Source organism: Sulfitobacter sp. JL08 (assembly GCF_003352045.1).
Lineage (GTDB): Bacteria > Pseudomonadota > Alphaproteobacteria > Rhodobacterales > Rhodobacteraceae > JL08.
Genome location: NZ_CP025815.1, coordinates 249299 through 264663, shown reverse-complemented (window position 1 = coordinate 264663; position 15365 = coordinate 249299). Strand labels below are relative to the sequence as shown.

At 59.9% G+C, this 15365-nt stretch carries 17 protein-coding genes; 5 read left to right on the top strand and 12 right to left on the bottom strand.

Translation table 11 applies throughout. The features are described 5' to 3' along the window. Positions 1-9 precede the first annotated feature (9 nt). Positions 10-1002 carry a class I SAM-dependent methyltransferase gene (locus tag C1J05_RS01320; RefSeq protein WP_114868684.1) on the bottom strand — a complete coding sequence of 331 codons (993 nt, stop codon included), beginning with the start codon at positions 1000-1002 and terminating at the stop codon, positions 10-12. Between the two features lie 7 nt (positions 1003-1009). Beyond that, positions 1010-1354 carry an ATP-dependent Clp protease adapter ClpS gene (gene clpS / locus C1J05_RS01315; RefSeq protein ID WP_114868683.1) on the bottom strand — a complete coding sequence of 115 codons (345 nt, stop codon included), beginning with the start codon at positions 1352-1354 and terminating at the stop codon, positions 1010-1012. 78 nt (positions 1355-1432) lie between these two features. Between clpS and C1J05_RS01310 the strand changes: the two genes are divergently transcribed. Next, positions 1433-2158 carry an HAD family hydrolase gene (locus C1J05_RS01310; protein ID WP_114868682.1) on the top strand — a complete coding sequence of 242 codons (726 nt, stop codon included), beginning with the start codon at positions 1433-1435 and terminating at the stop codon, positions 2156-2158. Here C1J05_RS01310 and C1J05_RS01305 read toward each other — a convergent pair. Further along, positions 2082-3101, bottom strand: a complete 1020-nt coding sequence (locus tag C1J05_RS01305) for an FUSC family protein (RefSeq protein ID WP_162797874.1) — start codon at positions 3099-3101, stop codon at positions 2082-2084. The genes C1J05_RS01310 and C1J05_RS01305 overlap by 77 nt on opposite strands. Positions 3102-3422: 321 nt before the next feature. On the opposite strand from C1J05_RS01305, the gene C1J05_RS01300 reads away from it, so the two are divergent. Next, complete coding sequence (locus tag C1J05_RS01300; protein WP_433989942.1) at positions 3423-5036, top strand: D-alanyl-D-alanine carboxypeptidase family protein; 1614 nt, start codon at positions 3423-3425, stop codon at positions 5034-5036. Between the two features lie 88 nt (positions 5037-5124). Continuing rightward, positions 5125-5814: a fumarylacetoacetate hydrolase family protein gene (locus C1J05_RS01295; RefSeq protein WP_114868679.1), complete on the top strand. Its 690-nt coding sequence runs from the start codon at positions 5125-5127 to the stop codon at positions 5812-5814. A gap of 70 nt (positions 5815-5884) precedes the next feature. Here C1J05_RS01295 and ccoS read toward each other — a convergent pair whose 3' ends face one another. The 5 genes from ccoS to C1J05_RS01270 form a co-directional block, all read right to left on the bottom strand. Further along, positions 5885-6043, bottom strand: a complete 159-nt coding sequence (gene ccoS, locus C1J05_RS01290) for a cbb3-type cytochrome oxidase assembly protein CcoS (RefSeq protein ID WP_114868678.1) — start codon at positions 6041-6043, stop codon at positions 5885-5887. Between the two features lie 6 nt (positions 6044-6049). Then, complete coding sequence (locus C1J05_RS01285; protein WP_114868677.1) at positions 6050-8233, bottom strand: heavy metal translocating P-type ATPase; 2184 nt, start codon at positions 8231-8233, stop codon at positions 6050-6052. A 4-nt stretch (positions 8234-8237) separates the two neighbouring features. Beyond that, positions 8238-8693, bottom strand: a complete 456-nt coding sequence (locus C1J05_RS01280) for a FixH family protein (RefSeq protein WP_114872042.1) — start codon at positions 8691-8693, stop codon at positions 8238-8240. 5 nt (positions 8694-8698) lie between these two features. Further along, positions 8699-10132 (bottom strand): cytochrome c oxidase accessory protein CcoG, encoded by a 1434-nt coding sequence (ccoG, locus tag C1J05_RS01275; protein ID WP_114868676.1) that lies wholly within the window; start codon positions 10130-10132, stop codon positions 8699-8701. 137 nt (positions 10133-10269) lie between these two features. Continuing rightward, positions 10270-11148, bottom strand: coding sequence for a LysR family transcriptional regulator (locus C1J05_RS01270; RefSeq protein ID WP_114868675.1), 879 nt, complete (start codon positions 11146-11148; stop codon positions 10270-10272). Positions 11149-11249: 101 nt separating this feature from the next. Here C1J05_RS01270 and C1J05_RS21220 point away from each other — a divergent pair, with 101 nt between their 5' ends. Next, a complete protein-coding gene (locus tag C1J05_RS21220) occupies positions 11250-11411 on the top strand; it encodes a hypothetical protein (protein WP_162797873.1) in 162 nt (53 codons plus the stop codon). Next, positions 11411-11668, top strand: coding sequence for a DUF6552 family protein (locus C1J05_RS01265; RefSeq protein WP_114868674.1), 258 nt, complete (start codon positions 11411-11413; stop codon positions 11666-11668). Before C1J05_RS21220 ends, C1J05_RS01265 begins: the two co-directional genes overlap by 1 nt. A 159-nt stretch (positions 11669-11827) precedes the next feature. Here C1J05_RS01265 and ccoP read toward each other — a convergent pair whose 3' ends face one another. From ccoP to ccoN, 4 genes are read right to left on the bottom strand one after another with little or no spacing between them, the layout of a single operon-like run. Beyond that, positions 11828-12700, bottom strand: a complete 873-nt coding sequence (ccoP, locus tag C1J05_RS01260; RefSeq protein WP_114868673.1) for a cytochrome-c oxidase, cbb3-type subunit III — start codon at positions 12698-12700, stop codon at positions 11828-11830. Next, positions 12697-12888, bottom strand: coding sequence for a cbb3-type cytochrome c oxidase subunit 3 (locus C1J05_RS01255; protein ID WP_114868672.1), 192 nt, complete (start codon positions 12886-12888; stop codon positions 12697-12699). The genes ccoP and C1J05_RS01255 overlap by 4 nt, the downstream gene beginning before the upstream one ends. Positions 12889-12901: 13 nt before the next feature. Continuing rightward, positions 12902-13627, bottom strand: coding sequence for a cytochrome-c oxidase, cbb3-type subunit II (gene ccoO, locus C1J05_RS01250; protein WP_114868671.1), 726 nt, complete (start codon positions 13625-13627; stop codon positions 12902-12904). A 14-nt stretch (positions 13628-13641) separates the two neighbouring features. After that, positions 13642-15246, bottom strand: a complete 1605-nt coding sequence (gene ccoN, locus C1J05_RS01245; RefSeq protein WP_114868670.1) for a cytochrome-c oxidase, cbb3-type subunit I — start codon at positions 15244-15246, stop codon at positions 13642-13644. Positions 15247-15365: the final 119 nt, after the last annotated feature.

The following is a 15365-nucleotide window of genomic DNA, read 5'->3' as shown; positions in this document are numbered from 1 at the left end:
TAGCGGGTTTCAGCGCCCACGGCGAGTAGGCCTGGTGGCGTGCAGAATCTTGAACCGTGTGTCGCCGCCGGTTTCGACGACCTTTGCAAACAGCTCTTCCAACAAGGCCTCGTATGGCAGGTGCCGGTTGGCCACCATCCACATCTGGCCCGACCGCGTCAATATGCGGGCCGCCGCGCGAATAAAGGCGCGGCCCAGTTCGGGGTCTGCCCGCCGGTCTGTGTGAAAGGGCGGGTTCATCACCACACAGTCCACCGGTTCGGGCGGATGCCATGTGGTTGCATCAGCCCAGTGAAATACTGCGCGCGCATCACTGATATTTTGCGCGGCACAGTCCAGAGCTGTCTGGTCCGCCTCGACCAGATGCAGTGCGCGGACATCTGCCCGCGACAGCACCTGTGCCGACAGAAATCCCCACCCGGCGCCCAGATCGGCCACAACACCCCCAAGATGCGCGGGCAATTGCGCCGCCAACAGCGCCGAGGCCGGATCGATCCCGTCAGCCGAAAATACGCCTGGCAAGGTTTGAAAACCTTCTGAGATCTGTGCGGGGCGCGCGGCCCAGTCCGACCAGTCTGCCGCGTTTGCGTCAAACCAGAAAAGTTTGCCATGCGCCTTGGACAGTGGCCCCGATACAGTCGTGCGCTTCTTTACGTCGCGCAATATGCTGTCGATCCCGTCGGTCTTGGCCCCGTCCACGATCACCAGGCCGTCGCTACAGGCCGCTGCCCCGGCCACCAGCGCGCGGGCCAGTGCCTTTGCGCGCGGCAGAAAGACCAGAGACGCCGCACATGGCGGCAAGTCGGCCCCATCGGCCCGGCAGTCGTATCCGGCGGCTGAAAGCGCATCGTAATCCGGGCGGAAGGGTTGCACGACAACAAGCCGGGCTTTCGGCAATTCCGCCAGATCGGCAGCATCGCGCGGATGAAAGACGGCAATTTTGCCTGTATCAGGCAGCACAAGGCCGCCCGCGTTCAGCGCCAGGGTCAACCGTGCGGACATTGTTGGATTATTCTTCTTTTTCCATCGTGCATTGCAGCGGATGCTGATGCCGACGTGCGAAATCCATGACTTGAGTGACCTTGGTTTCCGCTATTTCGTGGCTGAACACGCCAACCACTGCCAAGCCTTTCTTGTGCACGGTCAGCATAATTTCGAATGCCTGCGCATGGTTCAGGCCAAAAAACCGTTCCAGAACGTGCACGACAAATTCCATCGGGGTATAATCGTCGTTCAGCAGCATCACCTTGTACAGCGGTGGCCGCTTGGTTTTCGGGCGCACATCCAGAATGACAGACAAGTCGTTGTCTCCGTCATCCGGTTGTCCGGCCATTGTGATCTGCGATTGCACCATATTGCGCACTCGATTCCCCTTGTAGAATGATGGTTATATAACTTGTCTTGCGATTTAGAAAAGAGGAAGCGACACGATATGGGCCAAACCCTGACGACAATCGGCTTTGATGCCGACGACACGCTTTGGCACAATGAAAGGTTTTTCCACCTGACGCAGGCGCGGTTCGCCGAACTTCTGGCCGATCACGCCGACCCCGATCATCTGGCCGAACGGCTGCTGGCAGCCGAACGGCGCAATATCGGGCACTACGGATTCGGTATCAAAGGGTTCGTTCTGTCGATGATCGAAACCGCCATCGAAGTCACCGAAGAAAACGTTCCCGCATCGGTGATCGCCGAACTGATGGAGGCGGGCCGCGAGATGCTGCGCCACCCGATCGAATTGCTGCCCCATGCACGCGAAGCTGTGGAACAGATGGCCGACCGACACCGCGTGATCCTGATCACCAAAGGCGATCTGCTGGATCAGGAACGCAAACTGGCGCAATCCGGTCTGGGCGACCTGTTCAGCGCGGTTGAAATCGTGTCGCACAAGACGCCACAGATTTATCAGGATATCTTTGCGCGCCACGGCGATGGTGCGGCGCGGGCCATGATGGTGGGTAATTCGATGAAATCGGATGTTCTTCCGGTAATCGAAAGCGGCGGCTGGGGCGTGTTTGTGCCCCACGGTCTGGAATGGGAAATTGAAAAGGCCGACCCGCCCGTCGGGTCAGACCGATATGTCACTCTGGATGATCTGGGATCGTTGGGCGATCTTGTGAAAGCGATTCATCAGGCACCGGACCTGCGCGGTTCCTGAACAGCGACCGGATATAACCGGTCACCAGAAACAGCCCGACAACCAGCGCTGCTGCAATCACCGCCGCCTCGATCCGGAACAACGCGGTTTCGGCTGTCGGGGCGGTGGCCAGCACAACCCCCGCCGACATCAGCGCTGTTGATCGCGCCGCGCCGCTGGTCAGATAGCGGATACCAACCAGCATGAACGCCGCACCGACCAGTTTGAAAACAACTGCCGATAGCGGCAGAATGACCAGCAAACCGGCCGCGCCCGCCCCGACGACCGTGGCAAACCCGCGCCGCGTTGCGCGGTGCAAATGCTGGCCCGGCGGATCCAGCGCACGCACGGCAAACAGCATCGCAATCCAGTGTGTGTGCGGGGTGTCAAACAGTTTCGCAATCCAAAGGGCCAGCGCCAGCCCGATAGCCAGCGCGATCGCATGGGCTACGGCATAGCCGCTTTCCACATCGGTCGGTGGCACCTTGCCCTGCGCACCCATCGCTGCTGCCAATCCAGCCCCGACACACGCTGACAGGACAAAAACAAGCACCAGAATGCCCCCATCGGCCCCGTTCAGGGCGGGCCCAAGCAGCAAAATCCAGCTGATGATCGCAAATACGAATGTACGTGTGCCGTCTTGCGCCAGTTCCCTGCCCGCCAACGCGGCCATCACGGGAATAACCACCGCAAAGCGCACCCATTCGGGAAACCAGATCGTTGGGGCGGTGGCGATCACAACGGCCAGTACACCAAGCGCGGATTTCCGCATTGTGCTGAACAAGGTGCCAAAGAACCCCAGCGCAACACCGGCGCCGGCACCGGCCGCATAGACCGGTCCGAACGCATAAACCGCAGCCATCGACACCGCGCACATTACCAACAACGGGATCATCACCAAACGCCAGGGCAGCACGCCCGGGGGCTGCGTTTGTGATTTGGGCGTTGCGGTATCCTGGGTCATGGTCGGTTCCTGTCGCCCCGATTTGTTTGGCTGATCCGGCGCAGAATGACCCCGCTGTAATCCGCTGTCCACCACTGCCATCGCATCCAAGAGTCGTGTCGCGCCTGCGATCGTCAAGGATGCCACATTCCTGACACAATCAAACACCTAGCGGCAGGCATGCCAGATGCCGCTACATCTTGCGCGATCAAGGTCAAAAACCACCTCTAATTCATTTGAATCAAAGGCTTTATTTGCACACGACTTTGTGCTAGCGTTTCCGATATAACAAAAGCCAGACCGGAAAACCGGCGGCATGAGGCAGAAGAAGGCAGTTCAATCGTGAAGGTACGGCGTATCCAGCCGGCCCGTGTAGGGCTATTCGTATTCGCAGCTTTGTGGATGTTCATACTCGTGCCGCTCAGCGTAGCCGCGGCCCCTTATGCGGCCATGGTGGTTGATGCCAGATCGGGCGAGGTGCTGCATTCGCGCAATGCCGACACCCGATTGCATCCTGCATCGCTGACCAAGATGATGACCCTGTACATCGCGTTCGAAGCCGTCCGAAACGGCGAGATTTCGTTGGATACCAAGGTCAAGATCTCGTCGCACGCCGCGTCCGAACCCCCCTCCAAACTTGGCCTCAAATCCGGGCAGACCATCGCCTTTCGGTATCTGATCCGCGCCGCTGCTGTGAAATCCGCCAATGATGCCGCCACCGCCATCGGCGAGGCAATTTCCGGCTCGGAAGCGAAATTCGCCCGCCGCATGACCCGCACTGCCCACGCGATGGGGATGACACGCACCACTTTCAAGAACGCACATGGCCTGACGGAAAGCGGACACCTGTCGACCGCCCGCGACATGACACTGCTGGGGCGCCATCTGCTGTTTGACTACCCAGAATATTACAACCTGTTTTCGCGCACTTCGACGCATGCGGGCATCCGTGAGGTTTCGAACACAAACCGCCGCCTGCTGGCCGCCTACAAAGGCGCTGACGGCATCAAGACAGGCTACACCCGTGCCGCCGGTTTCAATCTGGTGGCGTCCGCCGTGCGCGGCAACGAACGTATCATCGCCACGGTTTTTGGCGGCCAGTCCACCGCACAACGCAACGCCAAAGTTGCCGAACTGCTTGATCTTGGATTTCGTCGCGCGCCGTCACGCGCCAAGACTGTCAAACCGGCCGCCCCGAATTACATAGCCGAGGCCAAAGACCCGGCGGGTTCAAGCGACACCGCCACTGCCAGCGGTGCCTACGGCAAAACCATCAGGCTGGTGACGGCCGTTCCCAAAAGCCTGAGACCACAAGCGCGTCCGACAACCGAACCGGTTCTGGTTGCCGAAGCGCAGGCGGACGAAGCGGCTATTCGCGATCAGATCGGTGCCGCACTGGCACAGGTTCAGTCCACAAAGCCCGCCACGCCGGCACCGGCATCTGCGGCCACAACCGCAAGCGCTGTAAATCAGGCTGTAGCCGTGGCCGTCGCGGACAATGCCAAACAGGCCAAGCCAATTCAGACCCCCCTGACCGAAACGGAAACCCTGCAATTGGCGGCAACCAAGGCCGAAAGCCTGAAAACCGCGACCGAACTTGCCGCCACGACATCGTTGCGTCCCGAAGCGCGCCCCAGCGATATTGTTCTGGCCAGTGTCGACACCTCTGCCAACCTGTCGTCAGACCCCGAGGTTGTCACCCGTGTCTCGACATCCGGCGGGCGCCACTGGGGCATCAATGTGGGCCGCTACAACACACGGTACGAGGCAGAGCGCGTGTTGCTGAAAACAGCACTGGCCGAAATGTCCACGCTTGATGACAGCCTGCGCAAGGTCGTGAAGCGGCCACAGGGCTTTGATGCGAACTTCCTTGGCATGACCAAGGAAAGCGCCGATCTGGCCTGCCGCAGATTGCAGGCGCGCAATGTTTCCTGCTTTATGGTCGGTCCGGGCTAAGATCGGGCCGAAACCGGGACGTCAGCCAAATGCCAAAGCGGCCCTGATCCCGCTTGCCTTGCGTAGATAAGCCCGCCATATCTGGGCCATGACTGATCTGATTTTTCCCGCCCCCGCCCCCACCCTCGTTCCCGTTGCCGGCAGCGACGCACAGTTTGCCGTGCGCCGGGTGTTTTGCGTCGGGCGCAACTATGCGGAACATGCCCGCGAAATGGGTCACGACCCGGATCGCGAACCACCTTTCTTTTTCACCAAACCCGCCGACGCGGTGATCCCTTCGGGGCGCAGCATTCCCTACCCGCCCGCGACAGAGGATCTGCACCACGAGGCCGAACTTGTGGTCGCAATCGGAACCGGCGGTGCCGACATCGCCGTGACAGACGCCATGACCCATGTCTGGGGGTACGCCACAGGCAATGATCTGACCAGGCGGGATATGCAATCTGCCGCAAAAGCCGCGCGTCGCCCGTGGGACATGTCCAAGGGGTTCGACAATTCCGCCATCATCGGCGCCCTGCATCCGCGCAGCGAAACCGGCGATCTGACACAGGCCCGTATCACCGCGCATGTCGGCGACGATCTGCGCCAGGACGCCGATATAGCCGAAATGATCTGGCCCGTGCCGGACGTGATCGCGTATCTGTCCACTCTGGTCACACTTGCCACCGGCGATCTGATCTATACCGGCACCCCCGCCGGGGTCGGATCCATCGCACGGGGTGAAACCTGCACCGTGGCAATCGAAGGGTTGTCGCAGGCGCGCGTGCATATCCTTTGATCACGCGCCCTGCCGCAGCAGTCAGGCAGCCCCGATTTCTGGCAAAAAGAAGCAGCCTGATGGCGCTGTTTCAGGGTTTCGGATGATCGTCGTATTCGTCGCTTAGAATCCGGCGGCTGTCACCTTCGGGGTCATCATACTGGTTTGAGCGGACGGTATAGACAAAGGCCAAGAGGCCGATCGCCCCAAGGATCAGCGAAATCGGGATCAGAAAGGTCAGCACATCCATCAGCTGTCACCGCAAGCGCAACGCGTTGAGCGACACTGTAATCGAGGATGTGGACATCGCCAAGGCCGCCACCAGCGGCGTGGCCAACCCGATTACCGCGATCGGCACAGCAATGACATTGTAGAGGGTTGCAATCCGAAAGTTTTCGCGAATGCGCGCTGTCGCCTTGCGAGCCACGGACAGCGCATCAGCGATCGGCTCAAGATCGCTGCCCAGAAGAACGATATCTGACGCCACGCGCGCCGCATCCAGCGCCGACGCCGGCGAGATCGAGACATGCGCGGCAGCCAGTGCCGCCGTGTCGTTCAGACCATCGCCAACCATCAGGACCTTCTTGCCCTGCGCGCTTAGCGCGGCAACGGCGGCGGATTTGTCCTGCGGCAAAGCCTCGGCGCGCCAGTCTGTGATGCCCAGTTGCCGGGCCAGATTTTCCACTGCCAACGGGCTGTCGCCCGACATCATGACCACGTCCAGCCCCGCCTTTTGCAGGGCGGCCACGGCAGATGCCGCGCCGGATCGCGGACGATCCGAAAATTCGAAGGGCACAGCCGTTTGATCCCCGATCTGCAGGAAGGTCGACGTTACGGCGGCAGGCGCCGCACCCACCCATGCGGCGCGTCCCAGCCGCACCACCTTGTCGTCCAGCATCGCCTTGGTACCATAGCCCGGCACTTCGACAATGCGGGTCAGCGTGGCGGGGGTAATTCCAGCGGCGCGGGCGGCGCGGGCCAGCGCAATTGACAACGGATGCGATGACGCCTCGGCCAGGGCCAGTGCAACGGCTGCGTGCTGCGGGTCGATTGCATCCAGATTGGTCAGCACCGGCGTGCCTTCGGTCAGGGTGCCGGTCTTGTCGAAGACTACGGCATCCACCTCGGCCAGACGTTCCAGCGCGGTGGCGTGTTTGATCAGCAACCCCTTGCGAAACAGTCGCCCCGATGCGGCCGTGGTGACGGCCGGCACGGCAAGGCCCAGCGCGCAGGGGCAGGTGATGATCAGAACAGCCGCCGCGATGTTCAGCGCCATGCGCAGATCGCCCGACCACAACAGCCAGCCCAGAAAAGACAGCGCCGACAGGATATGAACACCCGGCGCGTAGAGTTTGGCCGCCGCATCCGCCAGAGAGGTATAGCGCGACCGCCCACTTTCGGCGATGGCGACCAGATCGGCCATGCGGTGCAGCGATGTATCCTGTCCCACCGCTGTCGCGCGAATGGTCAGCGGGCCGGTCAGGTTCACCTCGCCGGCGCTGACGCTTTGGCCGGGTTCGGCAAAGACCGGCACGGTTTCGCCGGTCAGCAAGGAGCGGTCCAGTTCGGACCGTCCGGTTTCGATGATCCCGTCCACCGGCATCCGCCCGCCGGGACGGACCAGCACCAGATCACCCAGCGCCAGTTCAGCAACCTGGACTTCGGCGCTGGTGCCGTCACTGGCAACGCGCCAAGCGCGCGGCACTTCCAGTGCGGCCAGTTCCTGCGCCGCAGAACGGGCAACCGCACGTGTGCGATGATCCAGATAGCGCCCCGCCAGCAGGAAAAACGTCAGCGTCAGGGCCGCATCGAAATAGGCGTGATGCCCTGACAGCGATGTTTCCCAAAGCGATGTCGCCAGCGCCAGCAGGATCGCCAGCGTGATCGGCACATCCATATTCAGCCGCCCGACAGACAGGGCGGCCCATGCGTTGCGGAAAAACGGCTGGCCACAAAACGCGATGGCCGGCAGGGTGATCGCCGCCGATATCCAGTGGAACAGATCGCGCGTGGCGTCTTCGGCCCCTGACCAGACAGCCACCGACAGCAGCATGACATTCATCGATGCAAAGCCGGCCACCGCCAGCCGCATCAGCAATTCGCGCCCGGCCCGATCATTCTGGGTGGCTTGCAACGCGGCGGTATCCAACTCGTGTGCTTCAAACCCGATACCATCCAGCACGGCGACCAGATCGTCTGCCGATACATCCGGAGCGGCATCCACCAGCGCGCGTTTCAGCGTCAGGTTCACCCGCGCGCTGCGCACACCCGGTACGGCATCCAATGCGCGTTCGACCTTGGAAATGCAGGCCTGACAGTGAATTGTCGGCAGCGACAGCGCAAGGCGTCCGGTTTCGGGTACAGGTGCCTCGACCATCTGGGCGGGGGCCGCGATGCAACCGGGACAGGCCGCGCCAGAGCTTTGCAGAACCGCCGCCATTTTCCTAGCGTTTCACATGCAGGACAACGCGCTGCGAAAACGGCGTGCCGTCCGGCGCCATTGCTGTCATGCGGATGTTCCAGTTTCCAGCCCCCAGTTCGACCGGCGCAACATAGGCGGTGCCGTCAAATTCAAATGCCGGCGAGACATCGTCTTTCACATGGGTGGCGCGACCCAGAACCGCCTCAAGCGATTGTACTTGAACTGGCGCGCCGGACGCATCGGTGATCGCAAGAATAACCAGCCCGCCGACGGCATCGGCACGCACATCCCAGCCCAGCGCGGTTTGCGCATCGCGGCGTTCATCGAAATTCTGGCTGGCAACGTAAGAGTTTTTGACCTCGAGCCCGGGAAAGGTTTTGACCGCGCTGTAGGCCAGTGCGAGGTTGACCAGTATGATCACGGTAAAGGCCGAGACGACGACAATGGCCATATGGCGACCGGTGAATTCACGTGTCATTTGCATCAGTTTCTCGCTTGTCCGTTAAAGACGGAATCGGCATAGGCCCGATCCCCGTTGCCCAGATCCTCGACCCAGAACCGGAATTCGGTTCTGTCCGATGTTGTCGGTACCGATCCGGAAGGTGAAATCACATAGACCCGCTGCAATTTCTGTGTATCGGCAGCCACTTCGACCGACCCGTAAGGTGTGCCTTCCAGCTGAACGCGCAACGTGGGGTCGCCCTTGACGAATATACTGTACTGGCTGCTGGTCCCGCTTTTGTTCAGAATCCGCACATCATATGTGTTGCGGATCGACCCGTCAGACAGGGTCACAAAGGTGGGGTTGCGTACGGGGGCCACTGTCATTTCGATATCCTGACGGATAAACAGCGCAAACACCAACGCAAAGCCGACGATCGACCAGAGGCTGGTATACATGATCGTGCGCGGGCGTAGGATGTGTTTCCAGATATTCTTGGGCGGCTGGCCTTCGCGTTCGCGCGGTTCATCGCTAAGCGCCATGTAATCGATCAGGCCGCGCGGCTTGCCGGTTTTTTCCATGATTTCGTCACAGGCATCAATGCACAGTGCGCAGGTGATACACTCTAGCTGCTGACCGTCGCGAATATCGATTCCCACGGGGCAGACGTTGACGCAGGCCATGCAGTCAATGCAGTCCCCCTGCGGCGCGCCGGCCTTGACCTCTTCGGAATGCTTGCGCGGTTCTCCGCGCCACGGACGATAGCCCACGACAAGTGTGTCTTCGTCCATCATCGCTGCCTGAATACGCGGCCACGGGCAGGCATAGATACAGATTTGTTCGCGCGCAAAACCGCCAAAGAAAAAGGTTGTCGCGGTCAGGAATGCCACGGTTGTGTAGGCAATCGGGTGCGCGTTCAGCGTGAACAGGTCTACAAACAGGGTGGGCGCGTCGGCGAAATAGAACACCCACGCCCCACCCGTCGCAACCGCAATCAACAGCCACGCGATCCACTTGGTCATGTTCAGGCGGAACTTGCGGAAATCCATCTTTTTCTGACGGTGCAGGCGCAGGCGCGCGTTGCGGTCGCCTTCGATCCAGCGTTCGACCAGCATGAACAGGTCGGTCCACACCGTTTGCGGGCAGGCATAGCCGCACCAGACGCGGCCCAGCGCGGATGTGAACAGGAACAGGCCCAGACCGGCCATGATCAGAAGGCCGGCGACGAAATAGAATTCATGCGGCCAGATCTCGATCCAGAAAAAATAGAACCGGCGGTTTGCCATATCCAGCAGAACCGCCTGATCGGGCAGGGTTGCACCCCTGTCCCAGCGAATCCACGGGGTGATGTAATAAATGCCCAGAGTAACCGCCATGATCACCCATTTCAGATTGCGAAAGTTGCCCGAAACCCGCTTTGGAAAAATTGGTTCGCGGGCGGCGTAAAGGCTGGGGGCGGGGTCGGTACTGCTCACGTGAGGGAATCCCGTTCGTTAGAATCTTGCCATGCTTGTCACATAGGAATGACATTCCAACTTTGACATGGGTCAAAAAGCGCATTGTGCAGTCATCTTTTGTCGCAGGGGGCAGCCCGCGCCCGTAACGATGGCCTCTAGCCCGTTTCCGCAACCTGGCGGCGCAGCCAAGTTACAAAGGTTTTTACGGCAGGGCGCAGCACACCGGGGCGGGTGACGATATGGTATCCGCCGCCGGAACGGCCCTGAAACAAGACCCGCAAACGCCCCGCGTCCAGATCGTTCTGCACGAATTTCTGCACCGTCACGATCACCCCCTGCCCGTCGCGCGCACCATCCAGCATGAAATTGCCCGGCAACTGGATGCGCCCCTTGATCGCGTCGGGTGATATGCCGTGCGATTCCAGCCAGCGGCTGCTTTCGGAAATGCCGTATTCGTCCAGCCATGGAAACGCGGCCAGATCCGCAGGGTAATTGATCTCGCGTCCGGCGATCAGGCTTTCTGCGGCAACGATCACCATGGGGGAATCAAACAGCGGAACAGAATCGAGCCCCGCCCATGTGCCTGCCCCGTAGCGCAACGCCACATCAATGCCGCCCGGTTCCAGCGTCACAAGCTTTGAGGACGGGTTCAGCATCAGATCGATATCAGGATGGGCGGCGCGGAATTCGGATAGGCGTGGCAGCAGCCACGCCGATGTCAGCATAGGTGTCGAAGAGATATGAACAGGGCGGGCCTGATCAGCCTGTGTGATGTCGCGCAGCGCGCTTTCGATGGCCCCAAAGCCCAACGCAAGCGCATCGGCCAGCTGCTGCCCCTGCGCCGTCATCGCCAGCGCCCGCCCCGAACGATCCAGCAACGTGGCACCCAGATGGGTTTCCAGATTGCGCAATTGCTGGCTGATAGCAGCATGGCTTACATTCAGTGCATCACCTGCCGCCGTAATGTTTCCGGCCTCGGCATAAGCTGCAAAGGCACGCAAACCTGAAAGGGGTGGCATTTCACGCCAGTTCATATGTAATCCTGACTTACATAACAGAATTCTTCCTGAGTCGCATTTTTGAAGCGGATGATCAAGTATCGGGGCAGAGGAAACACTGCAAAAGGATCAATCCAATGCTGAACATTTATGCCCAAAGTTTCATGACCGCGACCCGAACCAACACCGTAAACGTGCGCGATGTACGCCCAGCGGCCACACCCCCCAAACGCCGCTGGCTGCCCAGCGGACACTGGTGGGTTTCGCCGTTCAGGAAAATCGACCTGGACAGCCTCTGATGCAGGCGCGCGCGGTTCTCGCGTGGCCCGGCCCGGGCCGCGCGGCATTTACCCATTATCTGAAATGGGCGGCCTCTGTCGTTCAGATCATGGGGTACTCCGCCACCGCGTTCGGATGGACCCCGATGAACATCTATCTGTTCGTCGTTGGTCTGGTCGGATGGCTTTCGGTCGGGATCCTGTGGCGGGATCGCGCGATCATCCTGATCCATGTTGTCGCGCTGGCGGCGATGCTGATCGGGCTGGCGGGATCATAAGACATCGCGGCCCGGAACACCGGACCGCGATATTTCAGAACGTCTGAACTGGCAAAGCGGCACCGGCTTTGCAGGAAACGCGCGAACAGATCGCAAAGCCGGTGCCGGACCCTGCAGATCGCCGAAGGACAATCCGCAGGTATCAGGATCGCAAGGGCGTTATTCGCCGCCCCCGCGAGAGTGTACATAGGTTGCCACAGCGCGGATCTGCGCCTCGCTCAGACGATCCGACCAGGGCGGCATCACGCCGAACCGGCTATAGGCGACGGTTTCAACCAGCGTGTCGTGATCGCCGCCATAAAGCCAGATGGCGTCGGTCAGGTTGGGCGCGCCCTGTTCGCGGTCGCCCATGCCGTTTTCACCGTGGCACGACGAACAATTGTCCTCGTAAATCACAGCGCCGGCTTCGACCATGCTGGCATCCATCGGCGTTCCGCCGGAAATGGACGTCACAAAGTTAACCACCTGTTCGATCTCTTCAGGCTCCAGAATGTCGCCAAAAGCAGGCATTTCCGACCAGCGTGCATCGTCGTCATCCTCGTTGCGGATACCGTGACGGATCGTGGTGGTGATGGCTTCGATATCGCCACCCCAAAGCCATTCATCATCCAGCAGGTTGGGATAGCCCGATGCCTGAACCCCTGCGCCGCCCGATCCGTGGCACTGTGCGCACCACGTGCGGAAGACCGCGCCACCGGCCTGGATCGCATAGTTTTCCAGTTCCGGATTGCCGGGAATGTCGGCAATATCAACGCTGGCAAGCTGCGTGTTGATCGCCTCGTTCGCTTCGGTCACCGCTGCGATGTCCTTGGCCACTTCGGCGCGGGTGGAATAACCCAGAACGCCTGCCGTTGCCTTGGACACCATCGGCCATGCCGGATAGGCGATGGTGTATGCGATGCCCCAGATGATCGTGGCATAGAAGGTCCACAGCCACCAGCGCGGCATTGGATTGTCGAATTCTTCGATCCCGTCCCAAGTGTGACCTGTGGTGTCCGGATCGTCGTCGAACTTTTTGGATGGTTTACTCATGGCCGCGCCTCCTTTTCTTTGGATGTGGCGGGTTTATCTTCATGACGGAAGGGGATGTTGGCCGTGTCCTTGTACGTGGCGGTGCTGCCCGGGCGGAACACCCAAATAACAACCCCGACAAAAACGGTGAACAACAGCAAAAGCATCCAGCTATCGGCGAATTCGCGTAACAGAGAATAGGTTTCCATTGGCTGTTCCCCCTTACCGGCTTGCTTCGGGTGTGAAGGTCGAAAAGTCGACCAGCGTGCCCAACATCTGCAGATAGGCAATCAGCGCATCCGCTTCGGAAATTCCGGCACTGCCATCGAAATTGCGCACCTGCGCATTGGCATACCGTTCCTGCAACCCGTCATAGTCACTGTCGGGATCGGCCTGGGCCTCGAAATCCGCCGCAGCGTTTTCGATCATCTCGTCAGTATAGGGCACACCGACCAGCGCATGGGTCGACATCAATTCCGCCACATATTCCGGCTCGATCATCTTGCGCTCGAGGAAGCCGTATTTCGGCATCACGGATTCCGGCACCACCGATTGCGGGTCACGCAGGTGATCCACGTGCCAGTCATCCGAATAACGTCCGCCAACCCGCGCCAGATCCGGCCCGGTCCGTTTGGAACCCCACTGGAACGGGTGGTCGTACATGGATTCCGCCGCCAGTGAATAGTGACCATAGCGTTCAACCTCGTCCCGCATGGGACGGATCATCTGGCTGTGGCACACATAGCACCCTTCACGGATATAGATGTCGCGACCGGTCAGCTCCAGCGGGGTGTAGGGGCGCATGCCCTCTACTTCCTCGATGGTGTTTTCCAGCCAGAACAGTGGGGCGATCTGTACGATCCCCCCGATGGTCACGACCAGAAAGCTGAAGATCAGCAACAGGGTCGCGTTGGTCTCGAGGATTTTATGTTTGTCGAGAATTGCCATTTTGTCTGGCCTCCTTATTCGGCCGGAACGGCTGTGGACAGGCTGGCCTCTTTGGCCGGGCTGCCTTTCACAGTCATCCACAAGTTATAGCACATGATCAGCGCCCCACCGAGGAACATGACCCCGCCAAGACCGCGCACCACATACATCGGGAATTTCGCAGCCACGGTATCGGCGAACGAGTTCACGAGGAATCCGTTGGCATCCACTTCACGCCACATCAGGCCTTCCATGATACCTGTCACCCACATCGACGCCGCGTAAAGAACGATACCGATTGTAGCGAGCCAGAAGTGCCAGCTGACCAGAGACAGCGAATAGAGACGCTCGCGTTTCCAAAGCACCGGCACCAGATAGTACAGCGCGCCAAAGGTGATCATACCGTTCCAGCCCAAAGCGCCGGAATGCACGTGACCGATGGTCCAGTCTGTATAGTGGCTCAGGCTGTTGACCGCACGGATCGACATCATCGGACCTTCAAAGGTCGACATGCCGTAGAACCCGATCGAGATCACCATCATGCGGATCACCGGATCGGTGCGCAGCTTGTCCCATGCGCCGGACAGCGTCATCAGGCCGTTGATCATACCACCCCAGCTGGGCATCCACAGCACGATCGAGAACACCATACCAAGGGTCGAGGCCCAATCCGGCAACGCGGTGTAGTGCAGGTGGTGCGGACCGGCCCAGATATAAAGGAAGATCAGCGCCCAGAAGTGGATGATCGACAGTTTATAACTGAACACCGGGCGTTCGGCCTGTTTCGGAACGAAATAGTACATCATACCCAAAAAGCCGGCTGTCAGGAAAAAGCCCACGGCGTTGTGGCCATACCACCACTGCACCATCGCATCCTGCACGCCGCTGAACACCTGTACCGATTTGGAGCCCCAGATCGACACCGGAATGCTGATGTTGTTGACAACATGCAGCATCGCCACCGTTACGATAAACGCAAGGTAGAACCAGTTGGCCACGTAGATATGTGGCTCTTTCCGTTTGACCAGGGTGCCCAGGAACACGCCCAGATAGGCCACCCAGACGATGGTCAGCCACAGATCGACATACCATTCAGGCTCTGCATATTCCTTGGATTGGGTTCCGCCCAGCAAATAACCGGTTGCGGCCAGCACGATAAACAGCTGGTAGCCCCAGAACACGAACCACGCCAGATTGCCGCCCCAAAGCCGCGCCGCGCTGGTGCGCTGCACAACAAAGAATGACGTTGCGATCAGGGCGTTGCCGCCAAACGCAAAGATAACCGCTGACGTGTGCAGCGGCCGCAGGCGACCAAAGTTGCCATAGCCTTGCAGCACGTCCAGATTAAGCGCCGGAAAGGCTAGCTGAAAGGCAATGACAACACCAACCAGGAAGCCGACGACCCCCCATAGTGCCGTGGCAATAACCCCCGCCCTTACAACACCGTCCATGTATTCGTTGGCCGGTGCAGGCACCATCGCTTCGCCGGTTTGGCGCAACGTGTGCAAAAACAGACCGCCTGCCACCAACATGATGATAACGGCGTGCACCTGGTACGCCACATCGCGCGCATAATTGGTCGCGATCATCGCAAACAGCGTGACCAGACCAAGCGCTACAAGCTTGATATAATTCGACATCCTTCGTCCCTTCGTCATGTCGTTCGCGATTCGTCGTCGCGAAAAACGGATTTAGACTGGGGGTGTTTTGGGCCGAACGCCGCGCTGGTGCCTTGATCTGCATCAACACTGTGCCGCAT

Coding starts and splice junctions, on each gene's coding strand:
- C1J05_RS01320 (WP_114868684.1), bottom strand. CDS start 1,002: ATGTCCGCACGGTTGACCCTGGCGCTGAACGCGGGCGGCCTTGTGCTG.
- clpS (WP_114868683.1), bottom strand. CDS start 1,354: ATGGTGCAATCGCAGATCACAATGGCCGGACAACCGGATGACGGAGAC.
- C1J05_RS01310 (WP_114868682.1), top strand. CDS start 1,433: ATGGGCCAAACCCTGACGACAATCGGCTTTGATGCCGACGACACGCTT.
- C1J05_RS01305 (WP_162797874.1), bottom strand. CDS start 3,101: ATGACCCAGGATACCGCAACGCCCAAATCACAAACGCAGCCCCCGGGC.
- C1J05_RS01295 (WP_114868679.1), top strand. CDS start 5,125: ATGACTGATCTGATTTTTCCCGCCCCCGCCCCCACCCTCGTTCCCGTT.
- ccoS (WP_114868678.1), bottom strand. CDS start 6,043: ATGGATGTGCTGACCTTTCTGATCCCGATTTCGCTGATCCTTGGGGCG.
- C1J05_RS01285 (WP_114868677.1), bottom strand. CDS start 8,233: ATGGCGGCGGTTCTGCAAAGCTCTGGCGCGGCCTGTCCCGGTTGCATC.
- C1J05_RS01280 (WP_114872042.1), bottom strand. CDS start 8,693: ATGACACGTGAATTCACCGGTCGCCATATGGCCATTGTCGTCGTCTCG.
- C1J05_RS01270 (WP_114868675.1), bottom strand. CDS start 11,148: ATGAACTGGCGTGAAATGCCACCCCTTTCAGGTTTGCGTGCCTTTGCA.
- C1J05_RS21220 (WP_162797873.1), top strand. CDS start 11,250: ATGCTGAACATTTATGCCCAAAGTTTCATGACCGCGACCCGAACCAAC.
- C1J05_RS01265 (WP_114868674.1), top strand. CDS start 11,411: ATGCAGGCGCGCGCGGTTCTCGCGTGGCCCGGCCCGGGCCGCGCGGCA.
- ccoP (WP_114868673.1), bottom strand. CDS start 12,700: ATGAGTAAACCATCCAAAAAGTTCGACGACGATCCGGACACCACAGGT.
- C1J05_RS01255 (WP_114868672.1), bottom strand. CDS start 12,888: ATGGAAACCTATTCTCTGTTACGCGAATTCGCCGATAGCTGGATGCTT.
- ccoO (WP_114868671.1), bottom strand. CDS start 13,627: ATGGCAATTCTCGACAAACATAAAATCCTCGAGACCAACGCGACCCTG.
- ccoN (WP_114868670.1), bottom strand. CDS start 15,246: ATGTCGAATTATATCAAGCTTGTAGCGCTTGGTCTGGTCACGCTGTTT.